At 37.5% G+C, this 22288-nt stretch carries 18 protein-coding genes; 13 read left to right on the forward strand and 5 right to left on the reverse strand.

What is annotated here, in order from left to right; genetic code table 11:
• Positions 1-86 precede the first annotated feature (86 nt).
• The 5 genes from GD597_RS11865 (at position 87) to GD597_RS11885 (ending at position 3619) form a co-directional block, all read left to right on the forward strand.
• A complete protein-coding gene (locus tag GD597_RS11865) occupies positions 87-452 on the forward strand; it encodes a hypothetical protein (RefSeq protein WP_171608071.1) in 366 nt (121 codons plus the stop codon).
• Between the two features lie 2 nt (positions 453-454).
• Positions 455-1144 carry a hypothetical protein gene (locus GD597_RS11870; protein WP_171608072.1) on the forward strand — a complete coding sequence of 230 codons (690 nt, stop codon included), beginning with the start codon at positions 455-457 and terminating at the stop codon, positions 1142-1144.
• Between the two features lie 43 nt (positions 1145-1187).
• A complete protein-coding gene (locus tag GD597_RS11875; protein WP_171608073.1) occupies positions 1188-1871 on the forward strand; it encodes a hypothetical protein in 684 nt (227 codons plus the stop codon).
• Positions 1872-2181: 310 nt separating this feature from the next.
• A complete protein-coding gene (locus GD597_RS11880) occupies positions 2182-2967 on the forward strand; it encodes a sensor histidine kinase (protein WP_171608074.1) in 786 nt (261 codons plus the stop codon).
• Positions 2968-2971: 4 nt separating this feature from the next.
• Positions 2972-3619, forward strand: a complete 648-nt coding sequence (locus GD597_RS11885) for a response regulator transcription factor (RefSeq protein WP_171608075.1) — start codon at positions 2972-2974, stop codon at positions 3617-3619.
• A 72-nt stretch (positions 3620-3691) separates the two neighbouring features.
• Here the strand turns inward: GD597_RS11885 and GD597_RS11890 are convergent, their stop codons facing one another.
• From GD597_RS11890 to GD597_RS11905, 4 genes are all read right to left on the reverse strand, one after another.
• Positions 3692-4996 (reverse strand): M28 family metallopeptidase, encoded by a 1305-nt coding sequence (locus GD597_RS11890; RefSeq protein WP_171608076.1) that lies wholly within the window; start codon positions 4994-4996, stop codon positions 3692-3694.
• Between the two features lie 205 nt (positions 4997-5201).
• Positions 5202-6392, reverse strand: a complete 1191-nt coding sequence (gene fabV / locus GD597_RS11895) for an enoyl-ACP reductase FabV (protein ID WP_171608077.1) — start codon at positions 6390-6392, stop codon at positions 5202-5204.
• A gap of 339 nt (positions 6393-6731) precedes the next feature.
• Positions 6732-7466, reverse strand: coding sequence for a LytR/AlgR family response regulator transcription factor (locus tag GD597_RS11900; protein ID WP_216368575.1), 735 nt, complete (start codon positions 7464-7466; stop codon positions 6732-6734).
• 23 nt (positions 7467-7489) lie between these two features.
• Positions 7490-8539, reverse strand: a complete 1050-nt coding sequence (locus GD597_RS11905; RefSeq protein ID WP_171608078.1) for a sensor histidine kinase — start codon at positions 8537-8539, stop codon at positions 7490-7492.
• A gap of 246 nt (positions 8540-8785) precedes the next feature.
• Here GD597_RS11905 and dxs point away from each other — a divergent pair, with 246 nt between their 5' ends.
• From dxs to GD597_RS11920, 3 genes are all read left to right on the forward strand, one after another.
• Entirely contained in the window at positions 8786-10720 is a 1935-nt protein-coding gene (dxs, locus tag GD597_RS11910; RefSeq protein WP_171608079.1) for a 1-deoxy-D-xylulose-5-phosphate synthase, read from the forward strand.
• Between the two features lie 388 nt (positions 10721-11108).
• On the forward strand, positions 11109-12155 hold the full coding sequence (gene hemH / locus GD597_RS11915) for a ferrochelatase (RefSeq protein WP_235954272.1): 1047 nt from the start codon (positions 11109-11111) through the stop codon (positions 12153-12155).
• 38 nt (positions 12156-12193) lie between these two features.
• Positions 12194-12754, forward strand: a complete 561-nt coding sequence (locus GD597_RS11920; protein WP_171608080.1) for a CopD family protein — start codon at positions 12194-12196, stop codon at positions 12752-12754.
• Here the strand turns inward: GD597_RS11920 and hemN are convergent.
• Complete coding sequence (hemN, locus tag GD597_RS11925; protein ID WP_171608081.1) at positions 12751-14118, reverse strand: oxygen-independent coproporphyrinogen III oxidase; 1368 nt, start codon at positions 14116-14118, stop codon at positions 12751-12753. The two genes, GD597_RS11920 and hemN, sit on opposite strands and share 4 nt — an antisense overlap.
• Positions 14119-14474: 356 nt before the next feature.
• Between hemN and GD597_RS11930 the strand changes: the two genes are divergently transcribed.
• The 5 genes from GD597_RS11930 (at position 14475) to GD597_RS11950 (ending at position 22146) form a co-directional block, all read left to right on the forward strand.
• Positions 14475-16112 carry an amidohydrolase gene (locus tag GD597_RS11930; RefSeq protein WP_171608082.1) on the forward strand — a complete coding sequence of 546 codons (1638 nt, stop codon included), beginning with the start codon at positions 14475-14477 and terminating at the stop codon, positions 16110-16112.
• 512 nt (positions 16113-16624) lie between these two features.
• On the forward strand, positions 16625-18178 hold the full coding sequence (locus GD597_RS11935; RefSeq protein ID WP_171608083.1) for a hypothetical protein: 1554 nt from the start codon (positions 16625-16627) through the stop codon (positions 18176-18178).
• A gap of 9 nt (positions 18179-18187) precedes the next feature.
• Entirely contained in the window at positions 18188-19069 is an 882-nt protein-coding gene (locus GD597_RS11940; protein ID WP_171608084.1) for a glycoside hydrolase family 25 protein, read from the forward strand.
• An 11-nt stretch (positions 19070-19080) separates the two neighbouring features.
• Positions 19081-20142 (forward strand): S8 family peptidase, encoded by a 1062-nt coding sequence (locus GD597_RS11945; protein ID WP_171608085.1) that lies wholly within the window; start codon positions 19081-19083, stop codon positions 20140-20142.
• Positions 20143-20151: 9 nt separating this feature from the next.
• The gene (locus GD597_RS11950) at positions 20152-22146 is read left to right on the forward strand and encodes a hypothetical protein (protein WP_171608086.1); all 1995 of its coding nucleotides are present in this window, start codon (positions 20152-20154) and stop codon (positions 22144-22146) included.
• The last annotated feature ends 142 nt before the right edge of the window (positions 22147-22288 follow it).

Genomic DNA, 22288 nt, shown 5'->3' on the forward strand with positions numbered 1-22288 from the left:
ATAAAACCTTTTTCTGATATAATTCAATCGGATAATTAGCCGGACTTTTACGTTATTTGTAAAATAACCAAACAAACAAGTACACTATGGCTAACTGGCAGGACATTAAAACGAAGATTACCAATTTTAGAAACTACGTACAGGGCTTAACGCCGGCTGGTAAAACTGCTGCCAAGTATTCATTTTTAATTACCAAAGACGATATTAAAGCCATGTTGGCTCAGGCTGGCGGACAGGCAGAATTAGATGGCTTACGCATATATTTAGGCGCTGATATTGTAGAAAACCAGCTGGTGCCAAATGTAACTGTTGTGGCTGTGCAAAAAGATGCCGCCGGAGATTATAATGACTACCGCATTGGTAATACCTTGCCCCCAGACCCAGCCCCATTGGTGGCAGATGTACACCCTTGCCCACCTGCTTGTGGTAAAACAAATATTCTAAATTCGTAATTATGCCTACGGTTACATGGGATTCAATTATCAATTATACTGATGTATTACCATATGTAATACCACTTATTTGCTTTTTGATTTTCTGGAATAAACTGCGAAAGCCAGAACTGATGCTGTTTATTTATTTTCTTATAACTTTTGTATTCAACGCCATTTCGGATGTGCTGGGTGCATGGTATAAGATGAATAATGTACCTATGTACCATTTTTTTACCCTGTTTGAACAGTGGTATATTTCTTTTTATCTATTGTATAAAACCTTGCAGGTTTTCCCAAGAAAATGGTACTTTATTATAAATATTTCCTTTACCATTTTTTGGGCTATTAATATTGCTACCATGGAACCCCTTACGCTTTTTAACAGTAATACAAGGGCAATATCCAGTTTAATTTTAATGATCATTTGTCTTTATTGCATATACAAGTTGATTGGTAAGGATGAAGAAGTTATGCATATACAGTATTTACCGGTTTTTTGGATAACCAGTGGTTTTCTGGTCTATTTTGCCTTAAGTATTATCATACAGGGAATTCTGAAATATTATGTTTTGCAGAATATGAATAATCAGGGGCGGGCCATCATTATTTCTGCTGATGTGTTTATTTTTATCAAATGCATACTTGTAACTATCGGCCTGCTATTTTATAGATCAGAAAAAATAACTACCCTGATAAGCAGGGCAAATTAGGCTAGTTGCACTTTAGTTGTAGCAGCCCACAGAAAAAATGCATATGCTGGAAGCTATTTTTCAATTTTATAATAGAAATGGAGATGCTATTCCGCTATTAATGCCCTTGTTATGTTTTTTGTTGTTTTGGAAACAACTGGCAAAAAAGGAGTTACTCCTGTTTTTTTATTGCCTGATAAGTATTTTGTTTTATGTAAGCACCAATTTCGTGGCGAATTTTTACAAAAACAATGCCCCTATGTACCATTTTTTTACATTGTTCGAACAATGGTATGTATCCTATTATATTTTAAGTAAAACTGCTATTGTTTTTCCAAGGAAATTATACTTGGTTACCAATGCCAGCTTTACTATTTTCTGGCTTTTTAATATTATTTTCTTTGAGCCACTTACACATTTTAATAGTAATTCTATTAACTTATCGTACCTTATTTTAATGGTACTTAGCATGTATTATATTTATACCCTTACCACGAAAGATGAAATACTTAATTTTCAGCGTTCCCCTTCGTTTTGGATTGTGAGCGGTTTGTTAATTGCTTTTGCAATAAACCTGATGGTTTATTTTATGGTGAAGTATTATGTATTGGAAAACCATTTTTCCGATGGCATTAAACTATTGTTTTTTTCTGGCATTGCCACATTTTTAAAATGTCTTCTTATCTCCATTGGCCTTTTGTTTTACAGAAGAGAAAACCCTATTGTTATTAGCTTATACGAAAATTAGCCAGGTACTTTATACCAAGCCTCCAGCCGCATATAGTTGATGCCGATGAAAGGATTGCGACGCAACGATGATGCCATAGTTACCAATGCCGGTATTATCAATTGCAATTAATACATCCCTTTTATTTTGGTTCTGCAGTTAAAATGAGAAATTGTACATTGCAGTAAAATGTAAAGCAAACAGCCATCATGCGGGGCCGTACCTGGTAATGCTATTAAACATTCTTGCGTCGCACACTTGTACGCCAACAAAATAGCAGCAAGTAAAACCCCTAAAAAATGACTACCAATAAAATTGTTACATTGCAGGTATGATATTCAACAATATTGTTACATCATCTACATGGTATATTGTTATTGTGGCAACAATAGTAATATTCTTTTTTATCATGTTCTTTTACCTGCTGGTAATGCAAATACGCCGCCGCCGCGCCTTATACGAAAAAGAAATGGCCGAACTTAAAGTGCAATACGAGCAGGCCATTTTAACATCGCAAATTGAAATACAGGAGCAGATGTTTAGAAATATAAGTCAGGAAATTCACGATAATATTGGCCAGGTATTAAGCCTTGCCAAACTAAACCTGAATACGATACCCGCACATGTTAGCGAACAGGTAGCATTATCAGAAGAATTGTTGGGTAAAGCCATCACCGATTTACGCGACCTTAGTAAAAGCATGCACCCTGAAAAAATTGCGGATATTGGTTTGGTTAATGCCATACAGCAGGAACTGAATTTGGTACAGCGGGTTGCTAAAATACAAACTGTACTGGATTGCGATGATGATGATATATTACTTACAAATGAGAAATGTATTATTGTTTTTAGAATGATACAGGAAAGCCTGAACAATATTGTAAAACATGCAAAAGCGAAATTCATAGAAGTTATTATTGCCAAAACTGCCGATAAAACGCTGATTACTATAAAGGATGATGGAGTTGGATTTGACATTGAAAAGCTTAATAACCTGGAAAGTGGAATTGGCCTTAAAAGTATACAGCAACGATGCAAATTAATTAACGCCAGTTTTCATATAAATTCTGTTTTTGGCGAAGGAACCAATATTCAATTAACTATTCTTAATACATAACCATATGATTAAAGTAGCATTGGTAGATGATCATGCATTACTAAGAAACGGATTGGCCAACGTTATAAAAAGCTTTGGCAACTATACTGTATTATTTGAGGCAGATAATGGAAGGGAATGTATAGATATGCTTATGGCCGGACATAAACCTGATATTATTTTATTGGATGTAAATATGCCCGAAATGAACGGGTTTAATACTGCCAAATGGTTAAAGGAAAACGAGCCTGAAATAAAAGTGCTTGTTCTAACTATGATGGATGATGATATGTCGATTATTCAAATGATGCAATTAGGCGCCAAGGGCTATATTTTAAAAGATACCAAACCCGAAGGACTTAAAAATGCATTACATGAAATAGCAGAAAGGGGTTTTTATTTTAATGAAACCATTAGCGATAAAATGCTCTCTATTGTTTCAAATCCTAACAAGGATAAAAAACCAAAGCAGGAAATTCAATTCTCTAATCAGGAAATTATGTTCCTTAAACTTTGCTGTACCGAGAAATCCTATAAAGAAATTGGTGCTTCAATGGGGGTAAGTGCCCGCACCGCAGAAACCATGCGGGTAAATATGTTCGAAAAACTGGAAACCCAATCCCGTATTGGCATTGTAATGTATGCTATCCGTAATGGAATTATTCAGGTATAAAACTACTATCAGCATAAAAAAGCCCGTTTAGCAAAACGGGCTTTTTTTATGGTGTAAATATATGACGTGCTATTATTTTAACTGTGTGGCATCCACCCTTGAAGGGGTATCTTTTCCACTAATAATACTGGTAGAGCTAACAGCGATAGCTTTTATAATAGCTGCCATGTTTTCCATATTCAGGGTGCTCATTTCATCTCCTGCTGTATGATAATTTGGCTCATTATCCATTTTTGACGTAGAAATGGTATGTGCTGGTACACCCAACCGGGCCAACGTGGCATTGTCTGATCGGTAAAATAATTGTTGATCAGGGTAAGGGTCCGCATAAAAATGAAAATCCGTTCCTTCCAGGTTACGTTGCAGAATAGCGCCCATATCTGTTTTTTCAAAACCAGTTATATAGGCACTGTTATTACCCCATTTAGAATCGGTGCCAATCATTTCAATATTAAACATGGCTACCACTTTGGCGGGGTCTAGTTGTTTAGAAAAATATTGCGATCCAAATCCGCCCAGCTCTTCACCGGTAAAAGTGGTAAAAATAATAGTGCGTTCATTATTGTTCATGGCTTTAAAATAATTAGCCAGCATAATCACCGCTGTAGTACCTGCTGCGTCATCATTGGCGCCATTATAAATACTATCCGTACCGCTATGTGGTGCACCCTCACCGGGGCTGCCAACGCCTAAATGATCGTAATGGGCACTAAAAATTACAAACTCATCGGGTTTGCTTTTGCCTGGTAAAACGCCCACCACATTATTCAATGCTTTTTTAGATAATGTATTGGTTAAATTAATGGAAAAATTATTGGCGCTGGTTGAACCCAATACAAATATTACTGTGTTGCTGGGCTGCTCTGCAGTAGTATTTTCAAACTGCTGTATGTTTGCAAATCTTTTGCTGAAAGAGCTATCTACCAATACCAGCAGGTTTTTTTTGCTTTGAAAATATTCATAAAATTTCTGCCCAAATTTATCACCTGCATTAATTTTTACTACACTAATATCATCCTTTTGGGTTAAAGAAATAGTTGGCGCAAATGCCGGTAAGCAGGCAATTCGGTCGTTGCTAATTACTTCGCCATCAATCATTATTTTCTTTTCTGCGGCAGCGCATTGGTACATAAAAAATTCCTGGCGGTAATTAGATGCGCCATTAAATGTTTTAAGTCCGGCTTTTTTAAACTGCGTTTCAATAAAGCCTGATGCTTTTTCAATACCCGGTGTAAATGTTCTGCGGCCGGCCATATCATCTGCACTTAATATTTTTTCTATTTCGGCTACCTGACCGGCATTTATAATCTTATCAATTTTTTGGGCAAAACCCACAGTAGTGCTGCATACCAACAACAGCAAAAAGCATTTTTTCATATATACAATTTTTTGAAAGATAAAAGAATTTTTTAAGCAGGCTGCCGGTTCATTTACCAGCGGTTGTTGTGTCACTCACTTGTACGTTCTTAACAGTGATGAGCTTTTTAAAATACAAATCTTTAATACCAAAATTTGTATCCATAGAATAATACAAAAAAGCATGGGCATAATTAGCTATACCCATGCTTTTAGCAATAAGATATTATTGTAATTGAGGGATGGTGATGTTTTCATTTACATCGGCTGCATAATCAACACCTTCAACAGCAAAACCAAATAAGTTTAAGAAATCTGATTTATAGCCATTTAAATCCCCAATTTCTCCAAGTGTTTCAGTACTGGCTTTTGGCCATAAAGCAGTAATATCATTTTGTACATCTTCACGCATTTCCCAGTCATCAATTCTTATTCTGCCCTGCTCATCTGTAGGTATTGCATTTCCAGTAAATAACCTGTCTTGAAACAAGCGTTGTATTTGTTCAATACAACCTTCATGTATACCTTTTTCCTTCATTGTTTTGTATAATAAGGAAATGTATAAAGGTATAACCGGTATAGCCGAGCTTGCTTGTGTAACCAATGCTTTATTTACCGATACGTAAGCTTTACCGTTTATAGGTTTCAACTTATCTGTAATGGTGAATGCAGTAGCTTCCAAATGATCTTTGGCTTTACCTATTGTGCCTTTACGATAAACCGCCTCAGTAAGTGATGGGCCAATGTACGAGTAGGCAATAGTGGTGGCGTTTTCTTCTAAGGCATCTGCAGCTGTTAGTGCATCCATCCACATTTCCCAATCCTCACCGCCCATAACGGCAACGGTATTATTTATTTCTTCATCAGTACAAGGTTCAATAGAAATATTAGAAACAATACCTGTATGAAAGTCTACCGTTTTATTGCTGTAGGTATTACCAATTGGTTTAAGCACCGAACGGTGCGTAATGCCAGTTGCCGGATTGGTTCTAACAGGTGAGGCAAGGCTATAGATTATCAAATCAATTTTACCCAAATCGGCTTTAATAAGATCGATGGTTTTTTGTTTTACTTCGTTTGAAAAAGCATCTCCATTAATACTTTTTGCATATATACCAGCATTGGCAGCCTGTTGCTGAAAGGCAACCGTATTGTACCAGCCTGGCGAAGCGGGTTTGCCTTCCTGAGGTGGTTTTTCAAAAAAAACACCAATAGTGGCAGCACCTGAACTAAATGCACTGGTAATTCTTGAGGCCAAACCAAAACCAGTTGATGCACCTATTACCAATACTTTTTTAGGGCCTTCAATAGTTCCTTTGGATTGCACATAGCTAATTTGATTTATTACGTTTTGTTCACAGCCTTTTGGATGCGCTGTTAAACAGATAAATCCTCTCATTTTTGGTTCTATTATCATATGCGGTTTTGTTGTTCTTTGTTTATTTGTGCTGTTAGCGCTAAATATACAAAACTCTTTTGCTTGTAAAGGTTTTGCCGGCTATTAATCTGTTTTTTTGCAAATTTCGCAGTTTATAGTTGTATTACAACAAACCCCGGCATTTTTATACCGGGGTTTGTTTTTTAAAAAAGCAGTTGGTAATTTATTAGGCTTTTATAAATACAGTATTCTATTTTAAGTACAAGTGCATCATTGCTCTCCCTTTTATTGATGCCATGAAAGTGGAACCCTGAACCGAGCGTGGCAAGAGCAGCTGCCTGTTGAATAAACCGCCGGTAACATCATTACATTTTCTATTTAGAAGCTCATCATTTCTTTGAACTTAACTGTTTGTCTGCGGCTTACTTCAATTTTTTCACCACCTTTTAATTCTACCAATAAGCCACCATTAAAATAGGGCTCTATTTTTTCTATCCAGCGCAGGTTAATAATATGTTTACGGTTGGCCCTAAAAAATACTTTTTCATCAAGCCTTTCTTCCAGTGCATTTAACGATTTTAATATTAATGGTTTATTGCTGGCAAAAAACACTTTGGCGTAGTTGCCCACACTTTCAAACAAGCGTATTTCGTTTAGTTTTACAAACCAGCAACGTTCACCATCTTTCACAAATACCTGGTCGTTTTCGGTAAGTGGTCCACGGTTTACAATACCATGTTCTTCACCACTTTCCTTACTCATTTCGTATTGTACTTTATGAATGGCATCGCTTAATCGTTTGGGCTCAATGGGCTTTAACAAATAATCCAGCGCATTAACCTCAAATGCTTTTAAGGCATATTCATCATATGCAGTTGTAAATATAACATGTGGGGTTTTATCCAGTTCTGCCAATAAATCAAAACCTGTTTTTCCAGGCATTTGTATATCCAGGAAAATAAGATCTGGATTAAGTAAATCTATTTTTTCAATACCCTCATTTACATTGGCGGCTTCTTCAATTACAAGCACATCGGCAAACTCCTGCAGCAATTTTTTTAATTCTGTTCTGGCAAGTCGTTCATCATCAATAATTATTGCTTTAATTGGCATAATCTATAGTTTGAATGGTTAATTTACATATATAAAACGGGCAGGGTAACTTTTGCTTCTACCATATTGCCATTTACATTAATAATTGCAAAATTGGCTTTGCCTCCATATAACAGTGATAATCTGTTTTGCGTACTTACAATACCAAATCCTTCACTGCTTTGCGTATTTCCCAAACTGCCGGTATTTTGTACTATCAGTTCGTGATGATCGCCCCTAAAATCGGAAATGATTTTTACCAATCCGCCATTTACCTGTTTGCTAATGCCATGTTTTATAGCATTTTCTACCAGCGTTTGCAGCATCATGGGTGGTACCTGTTGGTCAAGGGTATCCTCATCAATATCAAATTCAATGGTAAGTCGGTCCTCAAAACGGATATGCTCCAGTCCCAGATAATCCTTAACAATATTCAATTCTTTCTCCAGTGTGGTGGTTTCCAGTTTTTCCGCCTGCATACTACTGCGCAGAATATTACTAAGCTCTGTAATGGCGGTACGGGCTCTTTCGGGGTTTTCATCCACCAATGCCCTTATGCTGTTTAATGCGTTAAATATAAAATGCGGGTTAATATGCGATTTTATGGTTTTTAATTCCAGTTCTTTTACCAGGCTTTCCAGTCTTATTTTATCCAGCTGTTCACGGCGGGCTTTTTCCACATAGTGATAGGTAAAATAAATAAAGTTCCAAATAAGTAAGAAAAGCGAGAAACCAAATGAAGTTCTTAGTAGTTTATTCCAGTAGGTATATTCTTTCATCATTTCCGATTCCCAACCTACTGTCTGGTCGGCCAGTGTAATTACCGATGCATACACAAGGGCAAACATAATGGTGGTAAGAAACATGAAAACAATTTGGCGCCTGATATCATAATCCATCAATTTGGTTTTGATGATGAAATTGCGCATCAGGTGCGTAAGGGTGAGCCCTACCAGCACATCAAGAAAAAGTGACTGGAAAAAATAGGGGCTGGGTTTAGTGCGTATAGTTAAATAGAAAAAAGTATTTACCAGAATGTATCCACTCCATCCGCCTAACTGACACAACCAATATGCTGAAATTCTTCTCATCATATTTGATTAGTATTTATTATATGACACTTTTTTATTATGCAATTGTAAGTTTTTTGAGCAATTCTCAAAGATAATAACACAAGCTACTTATTAAGTGCTTGTTTATATTAAAGGCAAATAGGGTGGGTATTAGGTAATAAATTATTTTAAAAATAGCGAACCACAACCTGCACATTCCCGTTTAACAGTTTAGCATTTACACAATTCGAGTAAAATAGTACTTTTACAACTTAAATTAACTCCTGAATGGAAATTACACCGGGTACCCTTTTGCAAGGCATTAATAAACCAGACGATCTTAAACTGTTAAGTCGGGAACAACTGCACCAGGTTTGTGATGAATTGCGCCAATACATAATTGATGTGGTAAGTGTACATGGTGGCCATTTTGCCGCCAGTTTAGGCGTTGTAGAGTTAAGCGTAGCCTTGCATTATGTGTACAATACCCCTTACGATCAATTGGTTTGGGATGTTGGTCACCAGGCGTATGGCCATAAAATTCTAACCGGCCGCAGGGATAATTTTAGCACCAACCGTAAATACCAGGGCCTTAGCGGCTTCCCCAAACGTAGCGAAAGTGAATATGATACTTTTGGTGTGGGGCATTCATCTACCTCTATTTCTGCTGCTTTGGGAATGGCCATTGCTGCAAAATTAAAAGGAGAAGATAGAAAATCTGTAGCCGTAATTGGAGATGGCGCCATGACGGCCGGTATGGCATTTGAGGCTATGAACCATGCCGGAGTTGCCGATGCGGATATGCTGATTGTATTAAATGACAATTGCATGAGCATCGACCCCAATGTGGGCGCTTTAAAAGAATACCTTACCGATATTACCACCTCACATACCTACAACAAACTTAGAGATGATGTTTGGAAAATGCTGGGCAAATTACCCGTTGGCAAACACTTTACCAGGGATATGGCCAGTAAACTGGAAGCCGGTGTAAAAGGCATGGTAAGTAAAAGCAGTAATTTATTTGAATCCTTAAACATCCGTTACTTTGGCCCAATAGACGGGCATAATATTACCAAACTGGTTGATACTTTGAAAGACCTGCGCACAATGCCTGGTCCTAAAATCCTGCATATAGTTACTGTTAAGGGTAAAGGATTTGAATTAGCCGAGAAAGACCAAACCAAATGGCATGCTCCTGGTTTATTTGATAAGGTAACCGGCGAAATATTTAAAAAGCATTACGATATGCCCCAACCTCCTAAATATCAGGATGTTTTTGGGCATACAATTGTGGAACTTGCCGAAAAGAATGAGAAAATAATGGGCATTACCCCCGCAATGCCAAGTGGCTCATCGCTGAAGCCAATGATGGAGAAAATGCCTGCCCGGGCCTTAGATGTGGGTATTTGTGAGCAACATGCCGTAACGCTAAGTGCCGGACTGGCCACACAGGGCATGAAAGTGTTTTGCAATATTTACTCCTCCTTTATGCAAAGGGCTTTTGATCAGGTAGTGCATGATGTGGCTATTCAAAAACTACCGGTAATATTCTGCCTGGATAGGGCAGGTTTGGTAGGAGAAGATGGTCCAACGCACCATGGTGCATACGATATTGCTTATTTCCGCTGTATTCCAAATATGATTATCAGTGCTCCAATGAATGAACAGGAGTTGCGTAATTTGATGTACACGGCCCAACTGGATGCTAATGAATTGCCTTTTGTAATACGTTACCCAAGAGGCGAAGGCGTAATGCCCGATTGGAAAAAGCCAATGGAAGCCATTACCATTGGCAAAGGCCGTAAAATAAAAGACGGAGTAGATATTGCCATTCTTAGTCTTGGCCATCCCGGCAATTTTGCCACCACAGCCATACGTGAATTAAGAACAGAAGGTATTAATCCAGCCCATTATGATATGCGCTTTGTAAAACCTTTGGATGAAGCAATGCTGCACGAAGTATTTGGTAAATTCAATAAAATAGTAACCGTAGAAGATGGTACCATTGTTGGCGGATGTGGTACTGCTATTTTAGAATTTATGAACCAGCATAACTATACTGCCGAAATAAAAATGCTGGGCATTCCCGATAGGTTGGTAGAACATGGCACATTAAAAGAACTGCATAAAGAATGTGGTTACGATGCGCCAGCCATAGCCAATGCTGTTCGTGAAATGCTAAAAGAAAAAGTAATGGTAGCTAAAAGTATAGCAGGCTAAAATTTATATTATGATTACCAGTAATACCGGTGCCACAATGCCGGTATTTTTTTTGAGCCAAACTGAGGGATTGAAATGCAGCTGCTCTTGCGTCGCACACTTGTACTGTGGTATTTTTTGGCAACTGTAAACAGCCAAATCAATATCTATAAAACAGTTCTACTATTTTCTAATTAAGTAGATAGTGTTGTTGTTTGTTGTGGTTTATGGGTGTTTTTTGCCGCCACAAAGCGGGAACCCTGAACCGAGCGTGGCAAGCGGCGATGCCATATGTTGTACAGCCGGTATCATAATGGCTGTTAAAAGAATTGTCACAAAAAAATCACAATACCACCGATCTTTTTATTAACTGTCTTGTTCCTATACATTTGCACATAATAATTAACTGATGATGGCTACACGCGGAATTATATTAATGAACCTGGGTTCGCCCGATTCTACAGAAGTGAAGGATGTTAGAAAATATTTGCTGGAATTTTTAATGGATGGGCGTGTAATTGATTATCCTTACCTGGCCCGTTTGTTATTGGTGGGCGGTATTATTGCCCCTTTGCGGGCACCAAAATCTGCAGAAGCCTATAAAAAAGTTTGGACAAAAGAGGGTTCTCCGCTGGTAGTACTTACCAAACAACTGCAGCAGGCCTTACAACCTTTTGTAGCCGCACCGGTTGAAATTGCCATGCGTTATGGCAACCCTTCTATGCAGCAGGCTTATGATAATTTACTGGCCAAAGTGCCGGATTTAGAGGAAGTAATTGCAATTCCACTTTACCCGCATTATGCCATGAGTAGTTACGAAACAGCAGTGGAACATGCCAAAGCCGTGCATGCCAAAAACAAGTATACTTTTAAACTAGATTTTGTAAAGCCTTTTTATAGTGAGCCAAATTATATCCATGCACTGGCAGAAAGTATACAACCGCATTTGCAACAAGAGTACGATCAAATTTTATTCAGCTATCATGGCTTACCGCAAAGGCATATGAAAAAGGCCGACCCAACAGGCTGCCATTGCCTTAAAGTAGATAATTGTTGCGAAGTGGCTTCTCCGGCGCATGCTACCTGCTACAGGCATCAATGCTGGACAACCACACAATTAATTGCGGGTGCATTGCAAATACCAAAAGAGAAAGTGGGCTTCTCGTTCCAGTCTCGCCTGGGCCGTGAAGAATGGTTAAAACCTTATACTGCCAAACGCCTGGAAGAATTGCCCGGCGAAGGGGTTAAAAAGCTAATTATATTATGCCCTGCTTTTGTAAGCGATTGCCTGGAAACTCTGGAAGAAATAGCCATGGAAGGCAAAGAGGAATTTTTACATGCAGGCGGTGAAAGCTATACCGTGATACCTTGTTTAAATACCAATCCATTATGGGTAAATGCACTTACTGCCTGGATGAATGATTATGCAAATGGTAGCACCACCATGTTATTGTAAACAGCTGTTTAAATAGATTAACTTACTTAATAAGGGCCATGTATCTCTATCTTAAGGATCTTCATATCATATTTGTAGTAACCTGGTTTGCCGGCTTATTTTATATGCCCAGGCTATTTATTTACAATATTGAAGCCGGCGAAAAAGAGCCCGCAGCAACAGCTGTTTTAAGGCTGCAGTTTGGTATAATGATCAAGCGCTTATGGTTGGGTATTACCTGGCCATCCGCAATTATTACTTTGATTTTTGGATTGTCGTTATTGTTTAGTCCCGATTATCAATGGTACCGCATAGTGTTTGAACCGGGGGGTACCTGGTTGTTGATAAAACTACTATTTGTAATAGGTTTATATGCATATCATTTATCGCTGCACGTATTGTATAAGCAACAGCAAAAGGGTATTTTTAAATACAGTTCTATGCAAATGCGCATTTGGAACGAGGTAGCCACCATATTTCTGGTAGGTATTGTAACATTGGTTGTGGTTAAAGAAAGCCTCAGTTTTGTATGGGCCATTATTGGTTTTGCAGCATTTATTTTTGTGCTGCTGGCCGCCATCAGAATATACAAAATGCTGCGTCAAAAAAAATCTGCTTAAATAGCTTTACTATATTGGTTGGTATTGGTAACACCTGTTTTGCGTTGCAGGTGCAAATCAAAAGCACTGCAAATATTGCGTATAAAATTCTCTCCCATTTTTGTTACTGTAAGGGCATCATCTGCTAAAACAATCAGGCCATCTTTTTCTAAGGGCAATAATGCGGGAATAACCCAATCTCTAAGCAGGCCCAAATAATCATGTGGCAAAATTGTGGTACTGTTACAGCTAATATCTAATATCTGTTTTCTAAAAACAACATCTTCTTCGGTTAAAAAATAACCTTTCACCACGGGCAGGCGGTTATGGTCTATTGCTGTATAATAATCCTGTAATTTTTTTTCGTTTTGGGCAAATGCAATACCTGCATCGCTTATGCTGGATACACCTAAGCCAAGTAATAAGCCGGTATGCTGCGTGGTATAGCCCATAAAATTTCTATGCAGTCTTCCCTGGTTGCGTGCAATAAAAAGATCATCGCCGGGTAGCGCAAAATGGTCCATGCCAATATCGTTATAGCCATGTGCTGTAAACAATGTTTTTCCCATTTGGTATAGTTGCATTTTTACAGAGGTGCTGGGCAGATCATGCTCATCAAATAGCCTTTGTCCGCGGCTGGTCCAGGGTACATGGGCATAACTATAAAAAGCAATTCTGTCGGGCTGTAAGGTGAGTGTTTGTGCAATGGTGGTGGCCATACTTTCTGTGGTTTGCAATGGCAGCCCGTAAATAAGATCAAAGTTTACTGATGTATAGCCCACTGCTCTTGCCATAGCTGTTGCCCTGGCTACATTTTCAAAAGGTTGTATGCGGTTAATAACCTGTTGCACCCTGGCATCATGATCCTGCACGCCAAAGCTTACCCTTCTAAAACCCTTGTTGTATAAGGTTTGCAGGTGTTGAAGTGTGGTGTTGTTGGGATGACCTTCAAAGCTGAATTCGTGTAGTGGATGTATGGTGGCTTGTGCAAAAATGCCATCCAATAAACGGCCCAGGTTTTCGGGCGAAAAAAATGTAGGGGTACCGCCGCCAATATGTAATTCCCTTATTACAGGTTTGTGTTTAAAAACCTGCAGGTACAATTGCCATTCTTTTAAAATGGCCTGCATATATTCTTCTTCAACACTATGGTTATTGGTAATTTTTTTATTGCAACCGCAATAAGTGCAAAGCTTTTCGCAAAAGGGTAAGTGCAGGTATAAACTTATGCCGGTGGTACTATTGCAGGCTGTAAATTGTTGTTGCAAAACCTGTTGCCATTCGTTAACAGCTATATGCTCATCCCAAAAAGGAACAGTAGGGTAACTGGTATACCGGGGTACGGGAACATTGTATTTTTCTAACAAATCCAAAGATGGGTGCATAATTATTTTTTATGTAGCCGGCAGTTTATATTCTATGAAGCTTTACTTGCCACGCTCGTTTCAAATTCCAGTTATTATGGCAGCTGCAGGTGGCGGTTTTAACTGCTGCATTAATAGTAACCTTTTTATTGTTTTGCTTTCTTTACTGCTGCATATAGTTATATCAGCACAAGAGTGCGACGCAAGGATGTTGCTGCTTATGCTTTAGCCGGGTACAACACCTGCTGCCTTTTGTAATTTGGCAAAGCTATCTGCCCTAAAACCATGGTTGGATGATTTTGGTCAGCAAGCTTTTTAATACTGTCATAGTTTTATCATATTTCTATTGTATACATTTGCGCTATAGCATGTATAATATGAAAAAAGAATATGTACTGGCCTTATGTATAGCAGGTTTGATGGCCGCCTGTAAAGGAAAGCATGATGCAGATTTGATTGTGCGTAATGCCGTTATTTATACGGTAGATAGTGCTTTTTCAACTGCGCAGGCCATGGCGATTAAGGATGGTAAAATACTGGAACTGGGCACCGATGCCAATATTATGAATGCCTATGTAGCCCCCGAAATTGTAAATGCCGATGGTAAAACAATTTACCCAGGTTTTATTGATGCGCATGCGCATTTTGTTTCGTATGGCGAATCGTTGTTTCAGGTAGACCTTACCGGCAGCGGCAGTTTTGCCGAAGTGGTGGCCAGGGTACAACAGTTTGTTGCCAAGCACCCAAACGAGCCATGGATACGTGGCCGCGGCTGGGATCAAAATAAATTTCCAGGTAAACAATACCCCACCAATGCACAGTTAAATGAATTGTTCCCCAAAACACCGGTAGTATTGGAAAGGGTAGATGGCCATGCGGTTATTGCCAACGCCAAAGCATTGGCATTGGCAGGCATACAGCCCAATCAACAATTAAACGGAGGTGCTATAGAAACTGTAAACGGCGTGCTCACCGGTATTTTAATTGATAATGCAGTTAACCTGGTGCAAAGTGTAATTCCTTATCCCTCAAAAGATCAGTTTGAACGTTGGCTGCTGGCTGCACAGGCCAAATGCTTTGAGCAGGGCTTAACCACCATTGCAGAATGTGGTATTAGTTATAAAGCAGTAGATAAAATAGACTCGCTGCAAAAAGAAGATAAACTACAAATGCGTTTGTATGTAATGCTAACCGATAGCAAAGAAAACTACGACCATTATTTACCCAAAGGGCCCTATAAAACCGATCGGCTTTTTGTAAACGGATTTAAGGTATATGCCGATGGTGCATTGGGCAGCCGCGGCGCCTGCCTGCTGCAACCTTACAGCGACAAGCCGGGGTGGTTTGGTTTTTTACTGGAGCCAAAATCGCATTACGATTCTGTTGCGGCCCTGTTGGTAAATACGCCATTTCAAATGTGTACGCATGCCATTGGCGATAGTGCCAACCGAGAAATATTAAACGTGTACAATAAATACCTAAAAGGGAAAAATGATAAACGCTGGCGTATAGAGCATGCACAAATTGTAAATGAAAACGATTTTAATTTGTTTGGCAGTGCTTCGGTAATTCCATCGGTACAACCCACACATGGTACCAGTGATATGTATTGGGCCGGCGACAGATTGGGCGCACAACGTTTAAAGGGCGGATATGCCTACCAGCAATTATTACAACAAAATGGCTGGTTGCCATTGGGTACCGATTTTCCGGTAGAAGATATAAGCCCTTTCAAAACCTTTCTGGCAGCGGTTTTCAGGCAGGATGCCAAACAATATCCTGCAGGTGGTTTTCAAATGGAGAATGCGCTTACCCGCGAACAAACCATACGGGGTATGACCATATGGGCAGCCAAAGCAGGGTTTCTTGAAAAAGAAGTAGGCAGTTTGGAGCCCGGCAAAAAAGCCGATTTTATTATGTTAGATACCGACCTGATGAAAGTAAATGCCGTTAAAGTGCTTGATACAAAAGTGCTGGCAACCTATAGTGGCGGTAAAAAAGTATTTGGCAATTAATACCGTTATTAGCCAGGCTAAATAAAACTATTGGGCAGTACTTGCGTCGCACTCTTGAGCGTTCTGATAGTAAATGCAGCATTTCTCTGAAAACAAATAATGCGTTTATACTTTGTTGTTTTAATGCAGCAATGGTAAGGATAGCTATATGCCATTTGCATTAAGATATTGTAAGTTATTTTCTGCTGTGTATTAAAAAATGAAAATCCGGTAAATTATATAGCTCTTTTATTTGTAGATATTAATAATAATATTTAGTTTTATTGTAATGTAATTAATCCGACTCCTTTGTAATAATCTTTCTCTCGTCAGCACATAATATTTTCTTTTAATTTTTTTGTAAGTGAAAATTCACATGGAACTACCGTGTTTTAACGGTACTAAAAATGGGGGTTTTTACGGGTGTATACCGGTTTGTGAGTGTATAATTTAGTGTCACTAAAAATTTAATCTATTTCAATAACCCGTATGCCGAAAAGGGGATAAAAGAGTAGGCGAAAATAATCATCATCATGTCTGGCAATATTGCTTTGGATGTTTTTATTGGCTTGGTTTTTATTTACCTGTTATATAGTCTTCTTGCTACTATTATTCAGGAAATGATTGCTACAAAATTGGCTTTCCGATCAAAAATTTTAGAAAAAGCTATTCTTAGAATGCTTGAAGATGGGATGTCGACATCAAAAATGGGTTTGTGGGGAAGATTTAAATCTTTTGCAAACCTTTTTGGAAAGCCCAATCTATTAAAGGATAAATCAATTACTCCATGGTTTTATGTTCATCCATTAATAAAGTATTTGGGGGAAGATAATTTTTATAGCAAGCCGGCTTACATATCAGCACAAAATTTCTCTAAGGTAGTTGTTGATTTGTTAAAGGGTTTTGGTCAAGTAAATACAAATGATGTACAAACGATAAATAACTCAATTAACAATGGAACTATCTTTAAAATTCCTATAAATATTTCAAGCGATATCGGTAACCCGGCGGTAAAGGCGATTATCCAACAAGGTAATGCTGGATTAATAAATGCTTTGGATACAGTTCAGATTAATACAGATACAGCCTTGTTTCTAAGGTCGCTTTGGCTTGAATCCGGTGCTGATCTTGAAAAATTCAGGTCTAAGCTTGAAGATTGGTTTAATGATACTATGGAACGGTGTTCCGGTTGGTATAAAAGATATACCCGGCTGGTTTTGTTCATTGTTGGATTTGTTATTGCAGTTGCTTTTAATGTTGACACGATAGCAATTAATCGGATACTTTCAAAAGATGATGGTGCAAGAGATCAGCTTGTTCAAATGGCTATAAGCAAGCAGCAACAATATGGAGAAATAATTAAGAATTTCGATAATCAAAAAAATACGACTAAAGATACGATTCAGACAAATGCATTAAAAGCTGCAGACTCTTCATACAAACAAGCTTACGAGCTACTGTCGAATGATGCAAACGCTGCCAATACTATTTTAGGCTTGGGAAGACCATGGAGCGATAGTTTAAAAATGTGTAAGGATTCAATTAACCGGAATTTAAAAATTAAAAATTTAAAATGCTCAATCGATAGTATTGATAAAATCACTTCAGAATTGGCTCTAATGTTAACGAACAATAAAAGAGACACAATTGGTCTATTGCGAAAGAAAAAACCTATTGATTCCATAAGAATTGATAATGATACGGCAAACATAAGTGCATTAAAAATAAGAATCGCGAATACGAATTCTGCTTCCTTAAAAGAAGAATATAATAGGTTAGTTTTTACAAATGAAAGATGTGCTTACATTCAGGCGTATATAGGTGATAGGTGGTTTGTTTACGCGCCAAATCAGAATGGTAATTGTGAGACATTTTTCGGATGGTTAATTACAGCATTTGCTCTTTGTCTCGGAGCTCCTTTTTGGTTTGACCTGCTGAATAAATTAATAAGTCTTCGTGGTGCAGGTACTAAAATAAGTTCATCAACGAATGATAATTCCGGGGGTACGTCTACCTCTTCCGGCAATTCCAATATACCTGCACCAATTATAATCAATTCAAACCAGACTGAGGAGGCTGTAGGATAAGATATGTTATTGCAAGTATCAGTAAAAAAACTTAACAGGCGTAGTGGCGTTCCTGCAAACTTGTCTGATAAAACAAATATTATAGGAACTGTTCAACAAGGATTTAGATTTGAAGGAGAAGAAGTATCCGTAACAAATTCTGCTTTAGGGAAATGGTATAAAGATTCCGCTGGTTCATTTTATTGGGGAGGCGGTTTAATCATACTTGCAGGAAAAGTAATTTCAAATTTTAGAGATCTACCGGTAAACCTTCCATCCAATTTTAAATTTGGTATTGATATTTCTCATCACAACGACAAATTAGATTGGCAGGCCATTAAAAATGCAGGTTGCGAATTTGTGTATATAAAGACGTCAGATGGTGTTAACACACCTGACATTAAAGCTTTAATAAATGCACAAAATGCGTTACGGAATAACTTTAAGATTGGATATTATCATTTTTGTCATGCAGATATGAAAAGCGGTGGAACTATTCAAAAAGATGCTGAAGCGGAAGCAAATGATTACATGACCCGGATGAATAATTTGCCACCTGCGGATTTGCCACTTGTGTTAGATCTTGAAGATGATAACACGCCGCTTACATCCAATCAATATAAAGACTGGGTAGAATTCTTTATTGCGGCAATAAAGCCTCCCTTTAATCAAAAAGGAATAATGATTTACAGCCGTACAGAATTTCTTAACCGGAGACTACCCACAGGCCATGGACTTGGTAAAAATATTAAGTTATGGATATCGAGATATCCAACACATCCAGATGCGAATAATGTTCCAAGCCCCATAGGTTGGGATGACTGGAGCATCTGGCAATACAAAGACACAGGGATTATAGGAACTAGCGGACATCTAGATCTTAATATAATGAAAGATTCAAGCCTGTTTTAAAATCAACTATTATGGCATCTTTTAATGTAAAAGCATCAATATTAAATGTTCGCACTGCACCAGTAGAAAACTTTATTGATAAAGGTAATGTTATTGCTAAACTCTTTAAAAATGCACCTTTTGAAAGTGTAGATGAAAAGATCAACAAGTTAGGAACATGGTACCAGGATGCAAATAATCATTGGGTTTGGGGAGAAGGACTGAATCCGACGATTATAAAAAAATCTTTAAAACAAATACTTTATCCATCTTGGATGCTTGAATTATGCATACCACAGTTATGGATGCATTCAAAAGGTAAAGGGGTTGGCGTAGCCGTCATTGATACTGGAATAAACCCTTCTATTTCTAATTTAAAATATAATACTGACATCTTTTACTCTTATAATAAAACTTCTGTACTTGATTCATTTGGACACGGTACTCATTGTGCAGGAATTATTGGTGCAGATCATAATAGTAATGAAATTTTTGGAGTTGCTCCTGAATCACATTTGACAATTTGCAAAATATCTGAAGATGATTTTATCTCAGAAAATGATACGATAAGATATGCTGAAGCAATCGAATGGTGTAATGAACATGATTTTATACATATTATATCAATTAGTTGGGGGTCTATTATAAATAATGGTGCTACATTAAAAAGAATACAAGATGCAATAAATGATGCAGCTAGAAAAAATAAGATAATCATTTGTTCTATTGGGGATGCCTCTCAGTTTAACGATCCTGGACCAGTATACCCAGCCGCACTTAAAAATACAATTTCAATAGGGGTAATACCTATTCCTCCCCGCCTTTATTCTTTTATTAATGATTCACTAACAACAATAACATTTGGAAATGAAATAAAATCTTATAGCTCTACACAACAACCATTAGTTTTAAGCGGTTCCAGCCAATCCAATGCAATTATAGCTGGTATAGTTGCACTATTCATTTCAAAAAACAACTTCAGATATGATTTTGATAAAGTAAAAACAATGCTTATTAAGTCTTCTATTGAAACTGATTTCAACGGAAAAAAATTACCCGTTTTAAATGGAAACCTTTTACTAAATAATTTTTAAGAACACATTATGAAAAAAACATTTTTCCCTTTTTTATTTCTAATAATTTGCGTTTCTGCTAATTCTCAAACGCTTACATATTATGATGCTAAAGCACTAAAAGAAATATCTGATCAAAATGGTGGTAGATTCAAACTATCTGCAGAAACTAGACAAATATTGGTAAAATACTATGGCGAGTTAACTGATTTGCAAATCACTGCTGCAGTAGGAAATACCCCTTTTTTGAAAGACTATTTTCGAGGGCCTGGAGCGCAAGCGATTCCCCCCTCTTTTGATCTTACATCTTTGATAAAAAAAGCAAGCGATTTAAATGTTACAAATTTTGCTGATGGCTTAGCTAAATTCTTAGTGGAGCGTAGTAAAGAAGAATTAAATATTGCTTTTTTCAGAAAATTGCAAGAGTTTCTAAAAAAATATCCTGAAACAAAAATTCTTTTTCCAAGTACAGTAAGCATAATAAATAATATAGCAGCTTATAATTATGCAGCCATGTTACCGGCATTAAGGGCATCGTTTCAAAAGGATTTAATTATAATTAGCTCCTCCCTTTTAAATCTTAGGGAAGCTATAAATTATGAAGGCTATAGCTCGGATGCTACAATCAAAGCACGCGCCGATTCAATATGCGATTTTTTAAATAATAAATTGGCAGGCAGGTCAATAAGTGGCGCAATTATTACTACCAACGAAATTATCAAAGGAAATAATGCTGCCGAGGTTATTGCAAAACTTGCAACGGATAGAATTTGTAGCCAAGATGATGTTTTTTCAAATTCAATTCAATTTGTTGATCTGATATCACAATCTCTAAGAAGTAATGATGAGGGGAGAGTTTGGATCACAAAACAACAAGTGGCAGATTTAGTTACTAATGAAACAACTTTAAAACTTTATCTTGGTTTGCTATATGCAAGTGATCAAAAAAATCCTCATCATATATCATTTACTTTTACTAGCGGTAATTCAATTGATCTAAAAACAATTTTGACAGATTTAAGCAACACCTGGAATACCAACGGTGCGCAATTTAAAGAGACATTTAATAATCTGGCTATATCGGCAAGTGAGGTTTCAGATAATGCAAAAAACATAATAGCAGTTAAAAAAGACAGTGAACCATCTTCAATTCTTACATATGCAAACTATGCTTCCTCTATATCAAATTTTTTAAAGCTTGCTCTACAGTTACTTCCTCGAAATAACAAAATTGATCCATCTCTATCAAATATAACTGCCGACATCCAAAAGTTCGTTTCTATTATTGATGCTGCTACAGATGCTTGCTACGATATAAAATCTCAAAACTATGGTGCTTTGATATTGCACACATCTTTGATACTTGCTGAAATTCCAAACATACCCACAGACGTAAAAGATGGATATGTAAAATATGGAACGTTTATGGCAAGTATCGTTGAGGCAAAGAACTCTGACGAAGTAAAAGCCGCTATAGAAGCTGCAGTATTACCAGTAGGCAGTTCTTCTATAAAAAGAGAAACTAACATGAATATTTCTTTAAACGCTTTTATAGGTCCTTTTGCAGGTAGCGAATATTTACCTACACTAAAAGAAAATCAATGGGCATTTTCTTATGGAATTACAGCACCGGTTGGCCTTGCCTTCAGTTGGGGTAATGGTGGTAAGTTTAATAAAAATCACCCAACTGGGGTAAGAAGTAATGGTAAAGAGGTAGGAGGCAAAAGTTCTACTATTTTCATTTCCTTAATTGATGTCGGTTCCTTGGTATCTTTTAGAGCCGGTGATGACAGTAGTAAAGTTTTGTCAGAAGTTAAATTAAGTAACATTATTTCGCCCGGATTATATTATTATTTGGGTTTCGGCAAATGCCCAATTTCGCTTGGCTTTGGCGCACAGTTAGGCCCTCAACTAAGAGAAGTAACTGCGACAGATATTAACATAAATAAAAACCTTTATGTGCGTTTTGGGATGAACTTAGTTGTTGATATACCTTTTTTTAATTTTTACACGAAATCAAAATAATATTTCTATTATTTAAATCTGTTCAATATTCCTTGCAGAGCCCCTCCCATACCTTCCCGTATGCCAGGGGCTCTGCAATTTTAAAACCCTATTTTTCAATGATTGCTTTTTATACTTTGCCTCGGTAAAAGCTCAATAAATA

The sequence above is a fragment of the Limnovirga soli genome, assembly GCF_013106755.1.
Lineage (GTDB): Bacteria > Bacteroidota > Bacteroidia > Chitinophagales > Chitinophagaceae > Limnovirga > Limnovirga soli.